Raw genomic sequence first — 15088 nt, forward strand, 5'->3', positions numbered from 1 at the left:
CTTGAGTGATCACACAGACCCAGTTCGCCGCCGTCGCCGTCCTGACCACGCCGCGGCTGCGGCTGGAACCGCTGGGCCCGGCGCATTTCGACGGCGCGTGGGCCGCGCTCCAGGACGACGAGGCGCGGCGGCTCACCGGCACCCACACCGACTTCACGCAGGAGCAGATCCGCGCCTGGCTGGCCGGGCTTGCCGCTGCGACGGACCGTGCCGACTGGGCGATCATCAGCCGGGAGGACGAAAGCTACCTCGGTGAAGTGGTCCTCAACGACCTGGACCCGGACAACGCGTCCGCCGGCCTGCGCATTGCCCTGGCCGGCCCGCACGCGTACGGCCGCGGGTACGGCACCGAAGCGGTCGGGGCCGTGCTCGAGCATGCCTTCACCGACGTCGGGCTGCACCGGGTGGGCCTGGAGGTCTTCGCGTTCAATCCGCGCGCACAGCGCTGCTACGAAAAGTGCGGATTTCGGGTGGAAGGCCGGCGCCGCGAGGTGCTTCACTGGGGCGACGAGTGGGTGGATGCCATCGACATGGGCATCCTGTCCACTGATCCGCGGCCGGCCGGGCCCTGACCCGCTGCGGACCCCCGGAGGGAGGAGCGCGCGTGGAACAGCCACAGGAAAAGCGGCAGACGATCGTTCGGCCCGCCGGACGGCGGCTGGCCGAACTGCAGGAAGGAACCGACACCGTCACGGCCAAGGCGTTCTTCGACGCACTGCCGCCGGCCGACGTCGCCGATCTGACGGGATCATGGCGGGGATCCGAACTGCCTACCGGCCACCGGCTCGACGGCGCCTTGTCCGCCTTGGGCTGGCACGGCAAGCGGTTCGACGACGCTGAGGCGTGTTTCCCGCTGATCTTCGCCGCCCCGGACGGCGGGACGTTTGCGGTGAATCCGGCCCTGGTGCCGCTGGGCGCCGTGCTGCGGCTGCGCCGACCCGCCGCCCTCCGGTTTCTGAGACGGTTGATGCCCCTGCTCCGCACCCAACGCCCGGGAGCCCGGCTGCGGATGGCCAAGCCACCGGCACCCACGGGTCCCACGGCAACGGCGGAGGCAGAGCCAGCGGCCACTGCGGCACCGACCGCCACCATGATCTACGACGCGCTGCCGATCAACGACCTCTTCAAACGGATCGACGCCGACACCCTGCTGGGCCTGATGGACGCCCGGGGCATGCGCCGGCCCTTCTTCTTCGTCCTCCGGCGTGAGCCAACGCCCTAGCGAAGACCGCTGCAGCGTCGTTCAGTGCCGGCGTGCAGCGGCGGCGTTATTCAGTGCCCCGCAGTCCCGCCTCGCGGCGCACCCGCCGGGAGAAGCCCTCGATGGACTTCAGCGCCTGCACCACCTCGGCCGGGCCGACGTCGAACGGCATGGCCTTCATGGTCTCCCCGGGCACCGTGGCCGCCACGCCGATCAGCTCCAGCTCCTTGGTGTCGTCCACGGACAGGCCGATCTCGGTCAGCGTGGTCGGCAGCCCCACCCTGGTGGTGAACCTGATGAACTCCGCGACCTCCGCCTCCGGAACGCCCTCCAGGACCAGCTGGGTCAGGGACCCGATATTGACCTTCTGCCCGTGCGCCAGCCCGTGCGTCTGCGGCGCAGCGGTGAGTCCGTTGTGGATGGCATGTGCGGCGGCCAGCCCGCCGGATTCGAAGCCGAGCCCGGACAGCAGGGTGTTGGCCTCGATCACCTTCTCCACCGCCGCCGTCGTCACCCCGGCCCGCACCGCATCCAGGGCCGGCAGCGCGTGATCCCACAGCGTGTCCCAGCACAGCTTGGCCAGGGCGGTGCCGGCCAGCGTGGGAATCCCGCCGGCCATCGTCGTCGAGTACGACGCCGCCGTCGCCCGGGCCTCCAGCCAGGTGGCGAGCGCGTCCCCCACCCCGTGCGCCAGGAACGCCGCCGGAGCGGAGGCAACGATCTGCGAATCCACCAGCACCAGGTCCGGGTTTCGGGGAAAGAACCGGTACTCCTCGAACGTTCCCTCGGCGGTGTAGATGACCGCGAGTGCCGAGGTTGGCGCGTCGGTGGAGGCCACCGTGGGCACCGAGGCCCAGCGGATGCCCGCCTGGTGCCCGGCGGATTTCACCGCGTCGATGGTGCTGCCGCCGCCGACGCCCACGATCACGTCCGCCGGGTCTTCGCCCGGAGCACGGATGGCGTCGGTGAGCCGGTCCACCTCGACGGCGGTCGGGATGCCGCCGAAGCCCACGCGGCGCAGCGGCAGCCCGCCGGTGCGGAAGGCGGTCTCGACGGCGCCGCCGACCAGGTTCCAGACGACGTCGTCGGCCACCACCAGCGGGCGGGAGCCGACGTCACGCAGGTATTCCCCGAGCCGGACGATGGCGCCGGGGCCCTGCACGTAGCGGCCGGGACTGATCAGCGTGCGCAGCGGCAGTTCAAGCATGGAAGCGGGCCTTTCCCGAGACGGTGGCCTTCACGGTAGGCCCGCGTGCAGCGGCAGGCCAGAGCGGCCGGTCAAAACTCCGATGCCCCGGCCGCCGCCGCGGGTGGCTAGGCTTTGCACACACGACACAGGCAAGGAGCAGTCCCCATGCGCGAGTACACGATCGACCTCATTCCCGGTGACGGTATCGGCCAGGAGGTGGCCCCGGCCGCGGCCCGGGCCATCGACGCCGTGGCGCGGAGTGAAGGATTCGCGGTGCACTGGCGGGAACGCGACTGGGGTTCGGAGCGCTACCTGAAGGACGGGGCGATGCTGCCCGCCGACGGGCTGGAGCAGATGGCGGACGGTGACGGGATCTTCCTCGGCGCCGTCGGGCATCCCGATATCCCCGACCACGTGACCCTGTGGGGGCTGCTGATTCCGATCCGCCGCGAGTTCATGCAGTACATCAACCTGCGCCCCATGCGCCTGCTGCCCGGCATTTCGCCGCGCGTGATCGGCGCCGAGGACCTGGACCTGGTGGTGGTGCGCGAGAACGTGGAGGGCGAGTATTCGGAGATCGGCGGCCGCGCGTACAGCGGCCGCCCCGAAGCCCTGGCCATCCAGCAGGCCGTGTTCACCCGGGAGGGCATCGCCCGTGTCACCCGGTTTGCGTGCGAGCTGGCGGGGGCCCGCACCGGCCGGATCGTCTCGGCCACCAAGTCCAACGGCATCATCCACTCCATGCCGTTCTGGGACGAGATCGTGGCCGAGGTCGCGGCGGATTACGCCGGCGTCGAGGTCGAGTCCGTGCTGATCGATGCCCTGGCGGCGCGGGCCGTGCTGAAACCCGGGTCGCTCGACGTGGTCCTGGCCTCCAACCTGTTCGGGGACATCCTCTCCGACCTCACGGCGGCGGTCGCCGGGTCAATCGGTGTCGCGCCGTCGGCGAACCTCAACCCGACCCGTGAACTCCCGTCCATGTTCGAACCCGTCCACGGCACCGCCCCGGACATCGCCGGAAAGGGGCTGGCCAACCCGGTCGGCCAGATGTGGTCGGGCGCCATGATGCTGGAGCATCTGGGTGAGGACACCGCGGCGCGGAAGCTCACGGACGCCTTCGAGGGTGCCCTGCGCGACGGCATCCGCACCGGCGACCTGGGCGGCACGGCGTCGACGGCGGACTTCACCGACGCGGTGATCGACCGGCTGTGAGCCGCCGCAGCCCTGGGCCGGCTTGGGCGGGCCTGGGCGGGCGGGCGGGCCCGGGAGGGCGCGTTACGGGACCCGGTGCCCGGCCGCCTGGATCAGGCCGTACCACTCGGCGCGGGTGAGCGGCAGGTCCGATCCAGCCGCGGCGTCGGCGACCCGCTGCGGTGTGGTGGTGCCGAGCACCACCTGCATCCCGGCGGGGTGGCGGGTTATCCAGGCCGTCGCGATGGCGATGGGGTCGACGTCGTACTTGCCGGCCAGCCGGTCCAGCTCCGCGTTCAGCTCCGGATACTTCTCGGAGCCGAAGATCACCTCGCCCCGGAAGGTGGTCTGGAACGGAGACCAGGCCTGCACCGTGATGCGGTTGATCCGGCAGTAGTCCAGGATGCCGCCGCCGTCATAGGTCACCGCGTCCTGCTCGCCGGCCATGTTGGCGGCCAGCCCCTGCGCGATGATCGGCGAGTGCGTGATGGACAGCTGCAGCTGGTTCGCGACGATGGGGTGGCTGACGGCGGTCTTCAGCAGGTCGATCTGCCGCGGGGTGTGGTTGGAGACGCCGAAGGCGCGGACCTTGCCGGCGCTGTGCAGGTCGTCGAAGGCGCGGGCGACCTCCTCCGGTTCCACCAGGGCATCGGGGCGGTGGATGAGCAGGACGTCGAGGTAGTCGGTGCCCAGCGCGTGCAGCGAGCCGTCCACCGATGAGGTGATGTGCTCATAGGAGGAGTCGTAGTGCCACTCCCCCGGCACGATGCCCGCCTTGGTCTGGAGCGTGATCTGCTCCCGCTCGGAGGCGCTCAGGTTCAGGGCGGAGGCAAACCGCTGCTCGCACCGGTGGGCTTCACCGCCGTAAATGTCGGCGTGGTCGAAGAAGTCGATGCCGGCGTCGCGGGCGGCGGTGTAGAGCGCCCGGATCTCCTCATCGGACTTGTCGGCGATGCGCATCATGCCTGCCGCGACGGCGGGCACCTGGGTGCTGGTCGGGCCGAAAGGCACCGTCTTCATGGGGGTCTCCTCGCTGTCGCCGGTCGCACCAGTATGCCCGACGCCGGGCCCCGGCTCACCGGGGCCGGCGTCGGCGTCTGGCATACTTCGGATCTCCGCTGCAGGCAGATCTGCCGCAGGCAGCGAAACCTTCCCACCGGTCCGCGGCCCGGCGCAGGGTGGGGGCATGAGCGAATCATCGAAAATCCCCCTGTTCACCGAAGCCGTCCGGCAGGAGTTCCTTGAACGGCGCGTGCTGGTGCTGGACGGCCCGCTCGACGACGACAACGGCACCCTGCTCGCCACCCAGCTGATCTCCCTCGCCGCCGAAGACCCGGTCACCGACATCGCCCTGTGGATCCACTCCCCCGGCGGATCCGTCCCGGCCATGCTCGCCATCCGCGACATCATCCGCACCATTCCCAACGACGTGTCCACCCTGGTGCTCGGCATCGCCTACAGCGCCGGACAGTTCCTGCTCTCCGCCGGCACCCGCGGAAAACGCCTGGCCCTGCCCCACGCCCGGGTACTGATGCATCAGGGGTCGGCGGGAATCGGCGGCACCGCCGTCGACATCGAATTGCAGGCCGACGACCTGCGGCACACCCGCGACACCGTGCTGCGGCTGATCGCCGAAGACACCGGCCAGCCGCTGGAGCAGGTCTTCGAGGACTCCCTGCACGACCACTGGTACACCGCCGAAGAGGCCCGCGCCTACGGGTTTGTGGACCGGATTGTCAGCTCCTTCGACGAGTTCCGGCCGCGCGGCCGCACCCCCGCCGGCTTCGGCTTGGCCGGGGCCGCCGAGCTGCAGCACCACGGCGCTGCAACCTCGGGCGCCTCCGGGGCTGGGGGCGGGCCCGGGGTTTCCGGGACCGGCCCATCCACCATGACAGGAGCCGACGCCGGCTCGGAAAGGCGATTCCGATGAGCACCTACACCGTCCCCAACGTCATCGCGCAGCACCCGCGCGGCGAGCGGATCATGGACATCTACTCGCATCTGCTCACCGAGCGGATCGTCTACCTAGGCACCGCGATCGACGCCGGCGTCGCCAACACCCTGATCGCGCAGCTGCTGTATCTGCACGCCGACAAGCCCGACGCCGACATCGAGCTGTACATCAACTGCGAGGGCGGAGATCCCAGCGCGATGCTGGCCATCTACGACACCATGCGCTTCATCCGCCCCCAGGTGGCGACCACCTGCGTGGGTCAGGCCGTCGCCGTCGGGGCCGTGCTGCTGGCCGCCGGGGCACCGGGCAAGCGGGCCGCCCTGCCGCATGCGCGGGTCATCCTGCACCAGCCCGCCGTACAGGGCCGGGGCGCCATTCCGGACCTGATCCTGCAGGCGGACGAGCTGGTCCGGGTGCGCTCCGACATGGAGGAGGTCCTGACCCGGCACACCGGTCAGAGCGTGCAGACGCTCCGGACGGACACCGACCGGGACCGGCTCTTCACGGCCACGGCGGCCCGCGACTACGGGCTGCTCGACCACGTCATCGAGCAGGGCTGAGCGTCCGACGGCGGGCGGGTCCCGCCGTCGGGCTCATTCCTCCTCCGCTTTGGCGCCGTTCCCTCCAATTCGACGCCGCACCCTCCAGTTCGGCGCCGCACCCTCCAGTTCGACGCCGCACCCTCCACTTCGCCCGGCTCCTCCGGTTGGAGGCGGAGGACCTGGCCAAAGTGGAGGGAAATGAAGCAAACCGGAGGGAAACCCGGGTCTCGGCCGGCGCACCCGAAAGGAAGCCGTGCCCGGAAGCGCTCAGGCCGCGAGGGCGAAGGCCCCGCGGACCGCCGCCCGCTGCGGTACACCGCCGCGGCTGAGGAGCAGCACCTCCGCCGCGGCGGCGGTGAGGTCCAGGAGCGTGATGCCCAGGGCACCGGCGACGGCGGCGATCATCTCGCTGGACGGCTCCTTGCGCCCGCGCTCGATCTCCGAAAGGTACTGCGGCGAAATCCCGGCGCGCTCCGCCACCTCGCCGAGCGTCCGGCCGCGCTCGTGCCGCAGCCGGCGCAGCAGCTCTCCCAGCACCTCCCGCCACAGCGGTTCGCGGGAGCCGGGAGCGGACCTGGGGAACACGTCGATGTCGGCCATGCTCGACTGTAAAACGTTCGGCGGCGCCGCCGGGAGGGGCGGCGGAGCAGTTCTGCTCTGGGCAGAGGGACGGCGGGTCGTGGGCGCCAACCCATGGTTGCCCTGGCTCCGTGCAGTGTTCGCACGACGGCGGGCGGGCGCCGCGGCCGCGTCACCGCCATGCCAGGGCTAGGGCCGGACGGCGGCGTAGAGAAGCATGTCCCGACGTCGGCCGCCGATCTCCTGGTAGCTGCGCAGCAGCCCTTCGCGCGAGTAGCCGGCGCGCTCGGCGGTCCGGACGGAACCGGTGTTCCACGGCTCGATGTGCAGCGCGATCCGGTGCAGCTTCGGCAGGGTCCAGGCGAACGCGGTCAGCGCCAACAGCGCATCGGCGGCCAAGCCGCGTCCGCGGGCGGAGGGGACCAGCGAGTAGCCCGCCGTCGCCCGGCCCTGCTCCAGTTCCCGCAGCCACAGCCCGCACTGCCCGACCGCCCGGCCGGTTCCGTTCTCGGCGACGGTGAAGGAGAACCCGCCCCCTTCGGCGTGCCGGCCCTGCTGCCGGCGGACCCATTCAAGCGCCTGCTCTTCGGTTGCCCGGTGCGGCAACGTTCCGATCAGCGGCACGTAGGGGTCGGCGGACAGCTCGCAGGCCATCGCGACGTCGTCCTCCGTGGCTGCGCGCAGCAGGACGCCGCCGTGGGTGGGTGGGGTCTGCGGCCAGGGCGGCAGCGGAGACTGCTCGATCATGCCGTTCAGTATGACGGCCGGCGCCCTTCTGTGCTTACGGCCGGGGCAGCTGCCTCATAAGCCTCCCGCCAGGTCCGCTCATACCGGGCAGGATCGGCGCGCCCGGCACCATGGTCCAGCTCCCGCAGGCGACGCCGACAGGCGGCGAGCGCGGCGGGGTCGCCCGCCACCCGGGCAGGCTGGGCCCGGTGGTCGATGGTGACTGTCAGCGCATGCAGTCCGGGGCGGACGGACCGGGTGATCCGCTCCGCGGCCAGGGTCAGCAGCACCGCCGGTCCAAGCAGGAGCATCAGGGACACCATGACAGGCAGGACCTCATGGAACGACGCGCACAGCACCACGCCCAGGGCGATGCCGAGCAGGGGCGCCGCGGGTGACAACGCCCATCGCTGCAGGGGGCGGATTCCGGGCGGGTAGACGGTCAGTTCGTGGGTCTCGAAGCCATTCGGGGAATCGATGCAGCGCCAGGTGCCCCAGGGGTGGCTGCCCAGCAGCAGGTATTCCAGGCGTGCGGCCGTGCTGTTGTGCGAGGCCCGCCGTGCGGCGGCCAGGTCGGAGGTCTTCACTCCGTCATTGCACCGCGCCCGGCGTTAGGGCGGTGTTAGGCAGAGGCCTGCTTCCCGCATACGTTCCGTTAGCCGGTTGCGGAACAGGTCGGCCTTCCGCGCAGGCGCACCCGGGCAAAGCAAAACCCCCGGTTTCCCGGGGGTTTTCCTTTTGGTGGAGCTTAGGGGAATCGAACCCCTGACCTTTTCATTGCGAACGAAACGCTCTACCAACTGAGCTAAAGCCCCGCACCGGAACCGGAGTTCCGCTGCCGGCCCCGGAGGGCCGAGTCCCATTGTAAGCACTCATGCCACCGGCTCCAAAACTCCCGCCGACGGGCCGCAGGCCGCCTGCTCCCCGGGCTAGGCCCAGGAGTCGCCGTCGTCGGCGCCGGCCAGCAGCGCTCCGCGCAGATACGCCGCCTGCCCCACATGCTGGGCGACGTCGTCGAGGATGCTGACCAGCCGCACGCCCAGCGTGACTGGCGGGTCCCAGGCCTCGTCCACCACCTGGTCCAGCTGCTCGGCGTCCAGCCCTGAGACAAAGGCGGCAGTCCGGGCGTGCACGTCCCGGTAGTATCCGGTCAGGTCCTCCCCGGACCGCACCCGGACCAGGCCCACTTGCTCGGACGTGTGCCCGTACCCGGTGTCCTCCACATGCAGCGGCAGCCCGAGCCGTTCGAACCAGCCGTCCTCGATCCAGGCCTGCGGCGTGCCGGCGACGTCGGCGATCTGCGCGTCCTCGACCCGGGCCAGGTGCCAGATCAGCCAGGCCACGGAGTTGCCCTCGGCGTACGGCCGGTGGTTCAGCTGCGACGCGTCCAGTCCTTTCACCGCCCCGCGCACCGAGTCCGGCATCCGCCCAAAGGCATCCAGCAGCAGGTCGCTCGTATCCATGTGCACGCTCCAAGGCAGTTCGGGGGAGCAGGTCGGTGCCTGCCATCCTGCCAGCTGGCCGGCCGGTACGGAAGGTGCCCGACGACGTCGCCCCGGCACGGGTGACGGACGCAGAAAAAGCACGGGATCCCGGTTACATGCGGCCCGGGCGGTCCTACACTGGCCCGATGGAATGGACCGATGAGCGTCCGCCCTGGCTGCCGCCGATCCCGCCGCCGAACCGCGGCAGGTTCCGCATTGTGCTGGGCATGCTGCTGCTCTTCGCGGGACTGATCACCCTGTTCGGTATCGCCATTGTGGGCGGCACGGCTCCGCTGCTGCTCTGGTGGCCGCCGGTGGCGGGCGGGCTGTTCCTCATGATGTCCGGGCTGCTGAGCCGACGCCGCATCACCTGACGGCCGGTCCTGGCGGGCGCCCCTTTGCCAGGCAACGGAACGACAACATCTGTCCCATACGTTGGAAACCACTTCCGCGCACGCGTTAGCGTGGGCCGTCACGGTCCGCCCCGCAGCCGCGGGGCGGACTTCAACGAACGGGTGGCCGTTTCGTGTGCGAAAGGGCCTCCGCAACGGGAAGGAACGTCGTGACCAGCGCCTCCGAAACCGAGCATCCCGCCACCCCGCCGTCGGACAAGGAAGTCCGCCGCGCCATCGGCGCCTCGGCGATCGGCAACGCCACCGAATGGTACGACTACGGGGTCTACGCCGTCGTCGTCGCCTACATCACCGCCAACTTCTTTCCGGGCGACGGCGGCACCGGCACCCTGCTGGCGCTGGCCACCTTCGCCGTCTCCTTCCTGGTCCGCCCCCTGGGCGGGCTGGTCTGGGGGCCGCTCGGCGACCGGATCGGCCGACGGCGGGTGCTCGCCATGACCATCATCCTGATGGCCGGCGCGACGGTCTGCATCGGCCTGCTGCCGACCTTCGACGCGATCGGCTGGTGGGCGCCGGCCCTGCTGGTGCTGCTGCGGCTGGTCCAGGGCTTCTCCACCGGCGGGGAGTACGGCGGAGCCGCGACCTTCATGGCCGAGTACTCCCCGGACCGGCGCCGCGGCTTCCTCGGCAGCTTCCTGGAATTCGGCACCATTCTCGGCTTCGCGTTCGGCACGTTCGTGACGCTGCTGCTGCAGCTGACGCTCGGCGAGGAGACGATGATGGACTGGGGCTGGCGGATCCCGTTCCTGATCGCCGGGCCGATGGGTGCAATCGGCCTGTACCTGCGCTCCCGGCTGGAGGACACCCCGGTGTTCCGGGAACTGCAGGAAAACGATGAGATCGAGGCCGGTGCGGGCACCGCGCTCAAGGATCTGGTGGCCCACTACGCCCGTCCCATGCTGGCGATGACCGGGCTGGTCATCGCACTGAACGTCACCAACTACACCCTGCTGAGCTACATGCCCACCTATCTGGAAGGGCAGGTCGGGCTCAGCGCCAACGGGGCGCTGACCCTGATCCTGATCGGTCAGGTGGTCATGGCCGCCTTGCTGCCCTTCGCCGGCCGGCTGTCGGACCGGTTTGGCCGCAAGCCGCTGTGGTGGGCCTCCTTGGGCGGTTTGTTCGTGGCGGCAGTGCCCATGTATCTGCTGATCGGCACCGGGTTCACCGGTGCCCTGATCGGCTTTGCGGTGCTGGGCGTCCTCTACGTGCTGCAGCTGTCCACCATTTCGGCCACGTTCCCCGCAATGTTCCCCACCCAAGTCCGGTTCGCCGGGTTCGCCGTGACCTACAACCTGGCCACGGCGCTCTTCGGCGGCACAGCCCCGGCGGCCAATGAGGCCTTGATCAACGCCACCGGCAGCCTCCTCGTCCCGGCGTTCTATATGATGGCCGCCTGCCTGGTCGGCATGCTCGCGCTGCCCTTCACCAGGGAGACCGCAGGCCAGCCGATCACCGGCACGGAGATTCCAGGAAACCCGGCACCGGGTGAAGGCCTGCTGCACCGCGCGTGACCAACCGCCTGGAGTGGAGCGGAGGCTTGGCAGGGGGCGGCACCCGCGGCGGCGCAGGGCAACACAGGGCGACGCGCTCCAAGAGGGGCTTCAACCAGCGCCCCCTTGTCCGCCGCTGAGCCGGTTGCTACTCTCCTGGACATGCTGATTTTCGAGTAGCGCCGCTCTGTGCGCACGCAGACCATCATCAACATCGCCGGCTGAGGCATTGCCTCGCGGCCGTTCCGTCTGCAGCTCGAACCCCAGGTCCCGGCCTCCCGCGCACCGTGCGCGCGACGCCGCGACCCCCGGAACGGCCCGGCCGTCCTCACGGCTCGGAACCGAGGGAGCATCCCATGACCCGTCCCAAGAAGAAACCCGCCTCCAAGACCAGTCCCACCCCTGTTGATCAGGCGCCCGCCGCTGCCCCGGACCTGCAGGTCCACCTCAGCGACGACGCCGCGTCCCGGCTCGCTGACGACGGCCAGCGCACCGGCGCCGGCGCCTCGTCGACGGCCCTGCCCGGCTGGCAGAGCCTGGGCGGCAGCCGCAAGCCCCAGCACCCGAGCGGCCGGCAGGGCCCGCGGGAGCGCAAGGTCCGCTGGTAACCGTTCGGCCGCCGTCGCGGTTCTCCGCAGCGGCGGCCGAACGCCCGCTCAGCTAGGCTTGGCACACCGGAACACAAGGGTGCTGATCATAGTTAGGCGACCCGAACTTGTTTTACAGGGGCGCCTAATATTAGTGTCCTGCTATGTTCCTCAAAGCTCCTGCCACACGTTTCCGCACCGCCGCCGCTGCGGCCCTGGCATTGCTCGCCCTGACCGGGTGCGGCGGGTCCGCCGACGCCCGCCCGGACGAGGACGGCAAACCCACGGTGCTGACCACGTTCACCGTCCTGGCCGACATGGCGCAGAACGTCGCCGGCGACCACCTCACCGTTGCGTCCATCACCAAGGCCGGCGCCGAAATCCACGGCTACGAACCCACGCCGGGCGACCTCCGCACCGCCGCCGAGGCTGACCTGATCCTGGATAACGGCATGAACCTCGAGGCATGGTTCGGCCAGTTCGTGGAGGACGTCGACGTGCCGCACGTCGTGGTCAGCGAAGGCGTCGACACCCTGGACATCACCGAAGACGCCTACGCCGGCAAGCCCAATCCGCACGCCTGGATGTCGCCGGTCAACGGCCAGATCTACGTGGACAACATGGTCGCCGCGTTCAGCGACTTGGATCCGGACAACGCCGAGGCCTACGCGGCCAACGGCGAGGCATACAAGGCCGAGCTGCAGCAGGTGCAGGACCAGCTCACCGGCGAACTGGCCACCCTGCCGGAGCACCAGCGCGCCCTGGTCACCTGCGAAGGGGCCTTCTCCTACCTGGCACGCGACGCCGGACTCACCGAGCGCTACATCTGGCCGGTGAACTCCGAGCAGCAGGCCACCCCGCAGCAGATCAAGGACACCATCGAATTCGTCCGCGACAACGAGGTGCCTGCAGTGTTCTGCGAGTCCACCGTCTCCGACGAGCCCATGCAGCGCGTGGTGGAGGCGACCGATGCGGAGTTCGGCGGCGTGCTCTACGTGGACTCGCTCTCCGAGGACGGCGGCCCCGTGCCCACGTATCTGGACCTGCTGCGCCATGACGCCGAGACCATCCTCGAAGGCCTGACCGGGGACCGGCCGTGACCAGTGCCGGCGCGCCCGCGGTCGCCGTCGACGCCCTCACCGTCCGCTACGGGGAGGTGACCGCGCTCGAGGGCGCCTCGCTCACCCTGGATCCGGGCTGTGTGTGCGGGCTCGTCGGCATGAACGGCTCCGGCAAGTCCACGCTGTTCAAGACCATCATGGGCCTGGTGAAGCCCGACGCCGGCTCGGTGCGCATTCACGGCGGCTCCCCCGCCGCCGCCCGCCGCCGCGGCTCGGTGGCGTACGTGCCCCAGGCCGAGGAGGTGGACTGGTCCTTTCCGGTCTCGGTGCGCGACGTCGTGATGATGGGCCGGTACGGGCACATGGGCTTCACCCGCCGCCCGAAGCAGGCCGACCACGACGCCGTGGACCGGGCACTGGAGCGCGTAGAGCTCACCGAGTACGCGGACCGGCAGATCGGCCGGCTCTCCGGCGGGCAGAAGAAGCGGGCCTTCGTGGCCCGCGGCATCGCCCAGGAGGCGTCCGTGCTGCTGCTGGACGAGCCGTTCGCCGGCGTCGACAAGCGCTCCGAAGCGACCATCACCGCGCAGCTGCGCGCCCTGGCCGACGACGGACGTTCCATCCTGATCTCCACCCATGACCTGCAGGCCCTGCCCGAGCTGGCCGACCAGGCCGTGCTGCTGATGCGCCGGGTGCTGGTGCACGGGCACCCCTCCGAGGTGCTGCGCCCGGAGCACCTGGCCCGCGCGTTCGGCCTCGACGTGCTGGGCGGAACCCGGCCCGGCGCCGCCGACGCGCCGCCCGAACCCGCCTCACCTGCGCCGCCCGCGCCCGCCGCGGCCGCGGCCGGAGCCGCCGCCGGCGCAATCGCGAAGGGACCCTCCGATGCTTGAGCTGCTGCTGGATCCGCTGAACTACGACTTCATGATCCGCGCCATCTCGGTGGCCGTGATCGCCGCCGCCGTGTGCGGGGTGCTCTCCTGCTGGCTCGTGCTGATCGGCTGGTCGCTCATGGGCGATGCCGTCTCCCACGCGGTGCTGCCCGGCGTCGTGCTCGCCTACATTGTCGGCGCTCCGTTCGCCGTCGGCGCGGTGGTCTTCGGTTTCCTGGCCGTGGCCCTGATCGGGCTGGTCAACGGCACCAGCCGGGTCAAGGAGGACGCCGCGATGGGCATCGTGTTCACCACCCTGTTTGCGCTGGGCCTGGTGCTGATCTCGGTCACGCCCAGCCAGACGGACCTGAACCACATCATCTTCGGCAACATCCTGGGCGTCAGCGCCGGCGACCTGACCCAGATCGGGCTGCTCGGCGGCGTCGCGCTCCTGGCGCTGCTGCTCAAGCGCCGCGATTTCACCCTGTACGCCTTTGACCGCACCCATGCGCATGCCGTCGGGCTCAGCCCCAAGGTGCTGGGCGCGGCGCTGCTCGGCCTGCTGGCGCTGACCGCCGTCGTCGCGCTGCAGGCGGTGGGCGTGATCCTGGTGGTCGCGATGCTGATCATCCCCGGCGCCACCGCATATCTGCTCACCGACCGGTTCGGCCGGATGCTGTTTATTGCCCCCGCCGTCTCGGTGGCCTGCTCGGTGACCGGGCTGTACCTGAGCTGGTACCTGGACACCTCCCCCGGCGGCATGATGGTGCTCTGCCAGGGTGTGGTGTTCACCCTGGTGTACCTGTTCGCGCCGCGGCAGGGCATCATCGGCAGGCGGCTGGCGGCCCGACGTCGGCAGACGGCGACGGCGGCGGCGGCGGACGCGGCGGCGGGCGCGACGGCGTCGGCCTGACCTGCGGCAACAGAGGAATCCTGTGTCCGGGGTCGGGGCGGGAGGGCGCGCCAAGCACCGGCGGGAGCGCCTAGAATGATCGGCATGCCTGCCGCCGATACCGCCACCGGTTCCCTGTCCCAGACCCTGTCCCGGGGGCTGCGGGCCCTGGAGCTGCTGGCGGAGTCGGAGTCGCCGCTGACCATCGCCGAGCTTTCCGCCGGGCTGGGCGTGCACCGCTCGATCGCGTACCGGATCCTGCGCACGCTGGAGGCGCATTCGCTGGTGCGGCGCGACGACGCCGGGCGGGTCTCCCCCGCGCCCGGACTCGCGGCGCTGGCCCGCGGCGTGTCCCGGGACCTGCAGTCCGCGGCGCTGCCGGAGCTGACCGCCCTGGCCAATGAGCTGACCATGACGGCCTTCGTCGCCGTGCTGGACGGCACCGACTGCGTGACGCTGGTCAGCGTGGAGCCGCGGCACGGGCGCACCGCCGTCATCCAGCGGCCGGGCAGCCGGCACTCGGTCACCTACGGCGCGCCCGGCATCGCGATCCAGGCCTCCCTCGGCGAGGAGGGGTGGGCCCGGATGGGCACCGGTGTCCCGTTCCGCGCCGAGGCCCGGCTGGTCGCCCGCGACGGATACGCCACCAGCCATGACGAGGTGATCGACGGCGTCTCCTCGGTGGCCGCGCCGATCCGCGCGGCGGGACAGCTGCCGGCCGCGGTGTCCGTGGTGTACTTCGGCGGCGGCAAGGACGAGCACGCCATCGGCGAACGCCTGGCCGCCAGCGCCCGCATCATCGAATCCGAGCTGCTCTAGGAACCGCGCCGGGCTGTGCCGATCAGGCGCGCCCGGACGGCCCCGGGCCACTTAGGCTAGCTTTCGCTTGCTGGAAACCGCGCGC

17 protein-coding genes, 1 tRNA gene and 1 pseudogene are annotated in these 15088 nt (G+C 70.7%); 12 read left to right on the plus strand and 7 right to left on the minus strand.

What is annotated here, in order from left to right:
• Window positions 1-5: 5 nt before the first annotated feature.
• Complete coding sequence (locus AC5RUW_RS01605; protein ID WP_494159079.1) at window positions 6-572, plus strand: GNAT family N-acetyltransferase; 567 nt, start codon at window positions 6-8, stop codon at window positions 570-572.
• 32 nt (window positions 573-604) lie between these two features.
• On the plus strand, window positions 605-1222 hold the full coding sequence (locus AC5RUW_RS01610; protein ID WP_494159080.1) for a GXWXG domain-containing protein: 618 nt from the start codon (window positions 605-607) through the stop codon (window positions 1220-1222).
• A gap of 46 nt (window positions 1223-1268) precedes the next feature.
• Here the strand turns inward: AC5RUW_RS01610 and AC5RUW_RS01615 are convergent, their stop codons facing one another.
• Complete coding sequence (locus tag AC5RUW_RS01615; RefSeq protein WP_494159081.1) at window positions 1269-2408, minus strand: glycerol dehydrogenase; 1140 nt, start codon at window positions 2406-2408, stop codon at window positions 1269-1271.
• 147 nt (window positions 2409-2555) lie between these two features.
• Here AC5RUW_RS01615 and AC5RUW_RS01620 point away from each other — a divergent pair, with 147 nt between their 5' ends.
• Window positions 2556-3602, plus strand: coding sequence for a tartrate dehydrogenase (locus AC5RUW_RS01620; RefSeq protein WP_494159082.1), 1047 nt, complete (start codon window positions 2556-2558; stop codon window positions 3600-3602).
• A 63-nt stretch (window positions 3603-3665) separates the two neighbouring features.
• Here the strand turns inward: AC5RUW_RS01620 and AC5RUW_RS01625 are convergent, their stop codons facing one another.
• On the minus strand, window positions 3666-4601 hold the full coding sequence (locus tag AC5RUW_RS01625; RefSeq protein ID WP_494159083.1) for an aldo/keto reductase: 936 nt from the start codon (window positions 4599-4601) through the stop codon (window positions 3666-3668).
• A gap of 166 nt (window positions 4602-4767) precedes the next feature.
• Here AC5RUW_RS01625 and AC5RUW_RS01630 point away from each other — a divergent pair.
• Both AC5RUW_RS01630 and AC5RUW_RS01635 read left to right on the plus strand, forming a co-directional pair.
• A pseudogene (locus AC5RUW_RS01630) lies at window positions 4768-5373 on the plus strand (ClpP family protease); the annotation flags it as partial.
• Between the two features lie 134 nt (window positions 5374-5507).
• Window positions 5508-6095, plus strand: a complete 588-nt coding sequence (locus tag AC5RUW_RS01635; RefSeq protein ID WP_494159084.1) for a ClpP family protease — start codon at window positions 5508-5510, stop codon at window positions 6093-6095.
• Between the two features lie 249 nt (window positions 6096-6344).
• Here AC5RUW_RS01635 and AC5RUW_RS01640 read toward each other — a convergent pair whose 3' ends face one another.
• The 5 genes from AC5RUW_RS01640 to AC5RUW_RS01660 all read right to left on the minus strand — a co-directional run bounded on the left by AC5RUW_RS01640 (window position 6345) and on the right by AC5RUW_RS01660 (window position 8845).
• Window positions 6345-6677 carry a helix-turn-helix domain-containing protein gene (locus AC5RUW_RS01640; RefSeq protein WP_494159085.1) on the minus strand — a complete coding sequence of 111 codons (333 nt, stop codon included), beginning with the start codon at window positions 6675-6677 and terminating at the stop codon, window positions 6345-6347.
• Window positions 6678-6845: 168 nt separating this feature from the next.
• On the minus strand, window positions 6846-7403 hold the full coding sequence (locus AC5RUW_RS01645; protein WP_494159086.1) for a GNAT family N-acetyltransferase: 558 nt from the start codon (window positions 7401-7403) through the stop codon (window positions 6846-6848).
• 5 nt (window positions 7404-7408) lie between these two features.
• Complete coding sequence (locus AC5RUW_RS01650) at window positions 7409-7969, minus strand: DUF6611 family protein (RefSeq protein ID WP_494159087.1); 561 nt, start codon at window positions 7967-7969, stop codon at window positions 7409-7411.
• A 152-nt stretch (window positions 7970-8121) separates the two neighbouring features.
• Window positions 8122-8197, minus strand: a tRNA-Ala gene (locus AC5RUW_RS01655).
• 114 nt (window positions 8198-8311) lie between these two features.
• Window positions 8312-8845, minus strand: a complete 534-nt coding sequence (locus AC5RUW_RS01660; protein WP_494159088.1) for a mycothiol transferase — start codon at window positions 8843-8845, stop codon at window positions 8312-8314.
• A 167-nt stretch (window positions 8846-9012) separates the two neighbouring features.
• Here AC5RUW_RS01660 and AC5RUW_RS01665 point away from each other — a divergent pair, with 167 nt between their 5' ends.
• The 7 genes from AC5RUW_RS01665 (at window position 9013) to AC5RUW_RS01695 (ending at window position 15003) form a co-directional block, all read left to right on the plus strand.
• A complete protein-coding gene (locus tag AC5RUW_RS01665; RefSeq protein ID WP_494159089.1) occupies window positions 9013-9240 on the plus strand; it encodes a hypothetical protein in 228 nt (75 codons plus the stop codon).
• 188 nt (window positions 9241-9428) lie between these two features.
• Complete coding sequence (locus AC5RUW_RS01670; protein ID WP_494159090.1) at window positions 9429-10793, plus strand: MFS transporter; 1365 nt, start codon at window positions 9429-9431, stop codon at window positions 10791-10793.
• A 335-nt stretch (window positions 10794-11128) separates the two neighbouring features.
• Window positions 11129-11380 (plus strand): hypothetical protein, encoded by a 252-nt coding sequence (locus AC5RUW_RS01675; RefSeq protein ID WP_494159091.1) that lies wholly within the window; start codon window positions 11129-11131, stop codon window positions 11378-11380.
• A 143-nt stretch (window positions 11381-11523) separates the two neighbouring features.
• Entirely contained in the window at window positions 11524-12459 is a 936-nt protein-coding gene (locus tag AC5RUW_RS01680; protein WP_494159092.1) for a metal ABC transporter substrate-binding protein, read from the plus strand.
• Window positions 12456-13313, plus strand: coding sequence for a metal ABC transporter ATP-binding protein (locus tag AC5RUW_RS01685; protein ID WP_494159093.1), 858 nt, complete (start codon window positions 12456-12458; stop codon window positions 13311-13313). The genes AC5RUW_RS01680 and AC5RUW_RS01685 overlap by 4 nt, the downstream gene beginning before the upstream one ends.
• Complete coding sequence (locus tag AC5RUW_RS01690; RefSeq protein ID WP_494159094.1) at window positions 13306-14205, plus strand: metal ABC transporter permease; 900 nt, start codon at window positions 13306-13308, stop codon at window positions 14203-14205. The genes AC5RUW_RS01685 and AC5RUW_RS01690 overlap by 8 nt, the downstream gene beginning before the upstream one ends.
• Window positions 14206-14289: 84 nt before the next feature.
• Window positions 14290-15003, plus strand: a complete 714-nt coding sequence (locus AC5RUW_RS01695; RefSeq protein ID WP_494159095.1) for an IclR family transcriptional regulator — start codon at window positions 14290-14292, stop codon at window positions 15001-15003.
• Window positions 15004-15088 lie beyond the last annotated feature (85 nt).

The sequence above is a fragment of the Arthrobacter sp. Y3222053 genome (assembly GCF_059092805.1).

Coding starts and splice junctions, on each gene's coding strand:
- AC5RUW_RS01635 (WP_494159084.1), top strand. CDS start 5,508: ATGAGCACCTACACCGTCCCCAACGTCATCGCGCAGCACCCGCGCGGC.
- AC5RUW_RS01690 (WP_494159094.1), top strand. CDS start 13,306: ATGCTTGAGCTGCTGCTGGATCCGCTGAACTACGACTTCATGATCCGC.
- AC5RUW_RS01640 (WP_494159085.1), bottom strand. CDS start 6,677: ATGGCCGACATCGACGTGTTCCCCAGGTCCGCTCCCGGCTCCCGCGAA.
- AC5RUW_RS01615 (WP_494159081.1), bottom strand. CDS start 2,408: ATGCTTGAACTGCCGCTGCGCACGCTGATCAGTCCCGGCCGCTACGTG.
- AC5RUW_RS01680 (WP_494159092.1), top strand. CDS start 11,524: ATGTTCCTCAAAGCTCCTGCCACACGTTTCCGCACCGCCGCCGCTGCG.
- AC5RUW_RS01625 (WP_494159083.1), bottom strand. CDS start 4,601: ATGAAGACGGTGCCTTTCGGCCCGACCAGCACCCAGGTGCCCGCCGTC.
- AC5RUW_RS01620 (WP_494159082.1), top strand. CDS start 2,556: ATGCGCGAGTACACGATCGACCTCATTCCCGGTGACGGTATCGGCCAG.
- AC5RUW_RS01665 (WP_494159089.1), top strand. CDS start 9,013: ATGGAATGGACCGATGAGCGTCCGCCCTGGCTGCCGCCGATCCCGCCG.
- AC5RUW_RS01660 (WP_494159088.1), bottom strand. CDS start 8,845: ATGGATACGAGCGACCTGCTGCTGGATGCCTTTGGGCGGATGCCGGAC.
- AC5RUW_RS01695 (WP_494159095.1), top strand. CDS start 14,290: ATGCCTGCCGCCGATACCGCCACCGGTTCCCTGTCCCAGACCCTGTCC.
- AC5RUW_RS01645 (WP_494159086.1), bottom strand. CDS start 7,403: ATGATCGAGCAGTCTCCGCTGCCGCCCTGGCCGCAGACCCCACCCACC.
- AC5RUW_RS01675 (WP_494159091.1), top strand. CDS start 11,129: ATGACCCGTCCCAAGAAGAAACCCGCCTCCAAGACCAGTCCCACCCCT.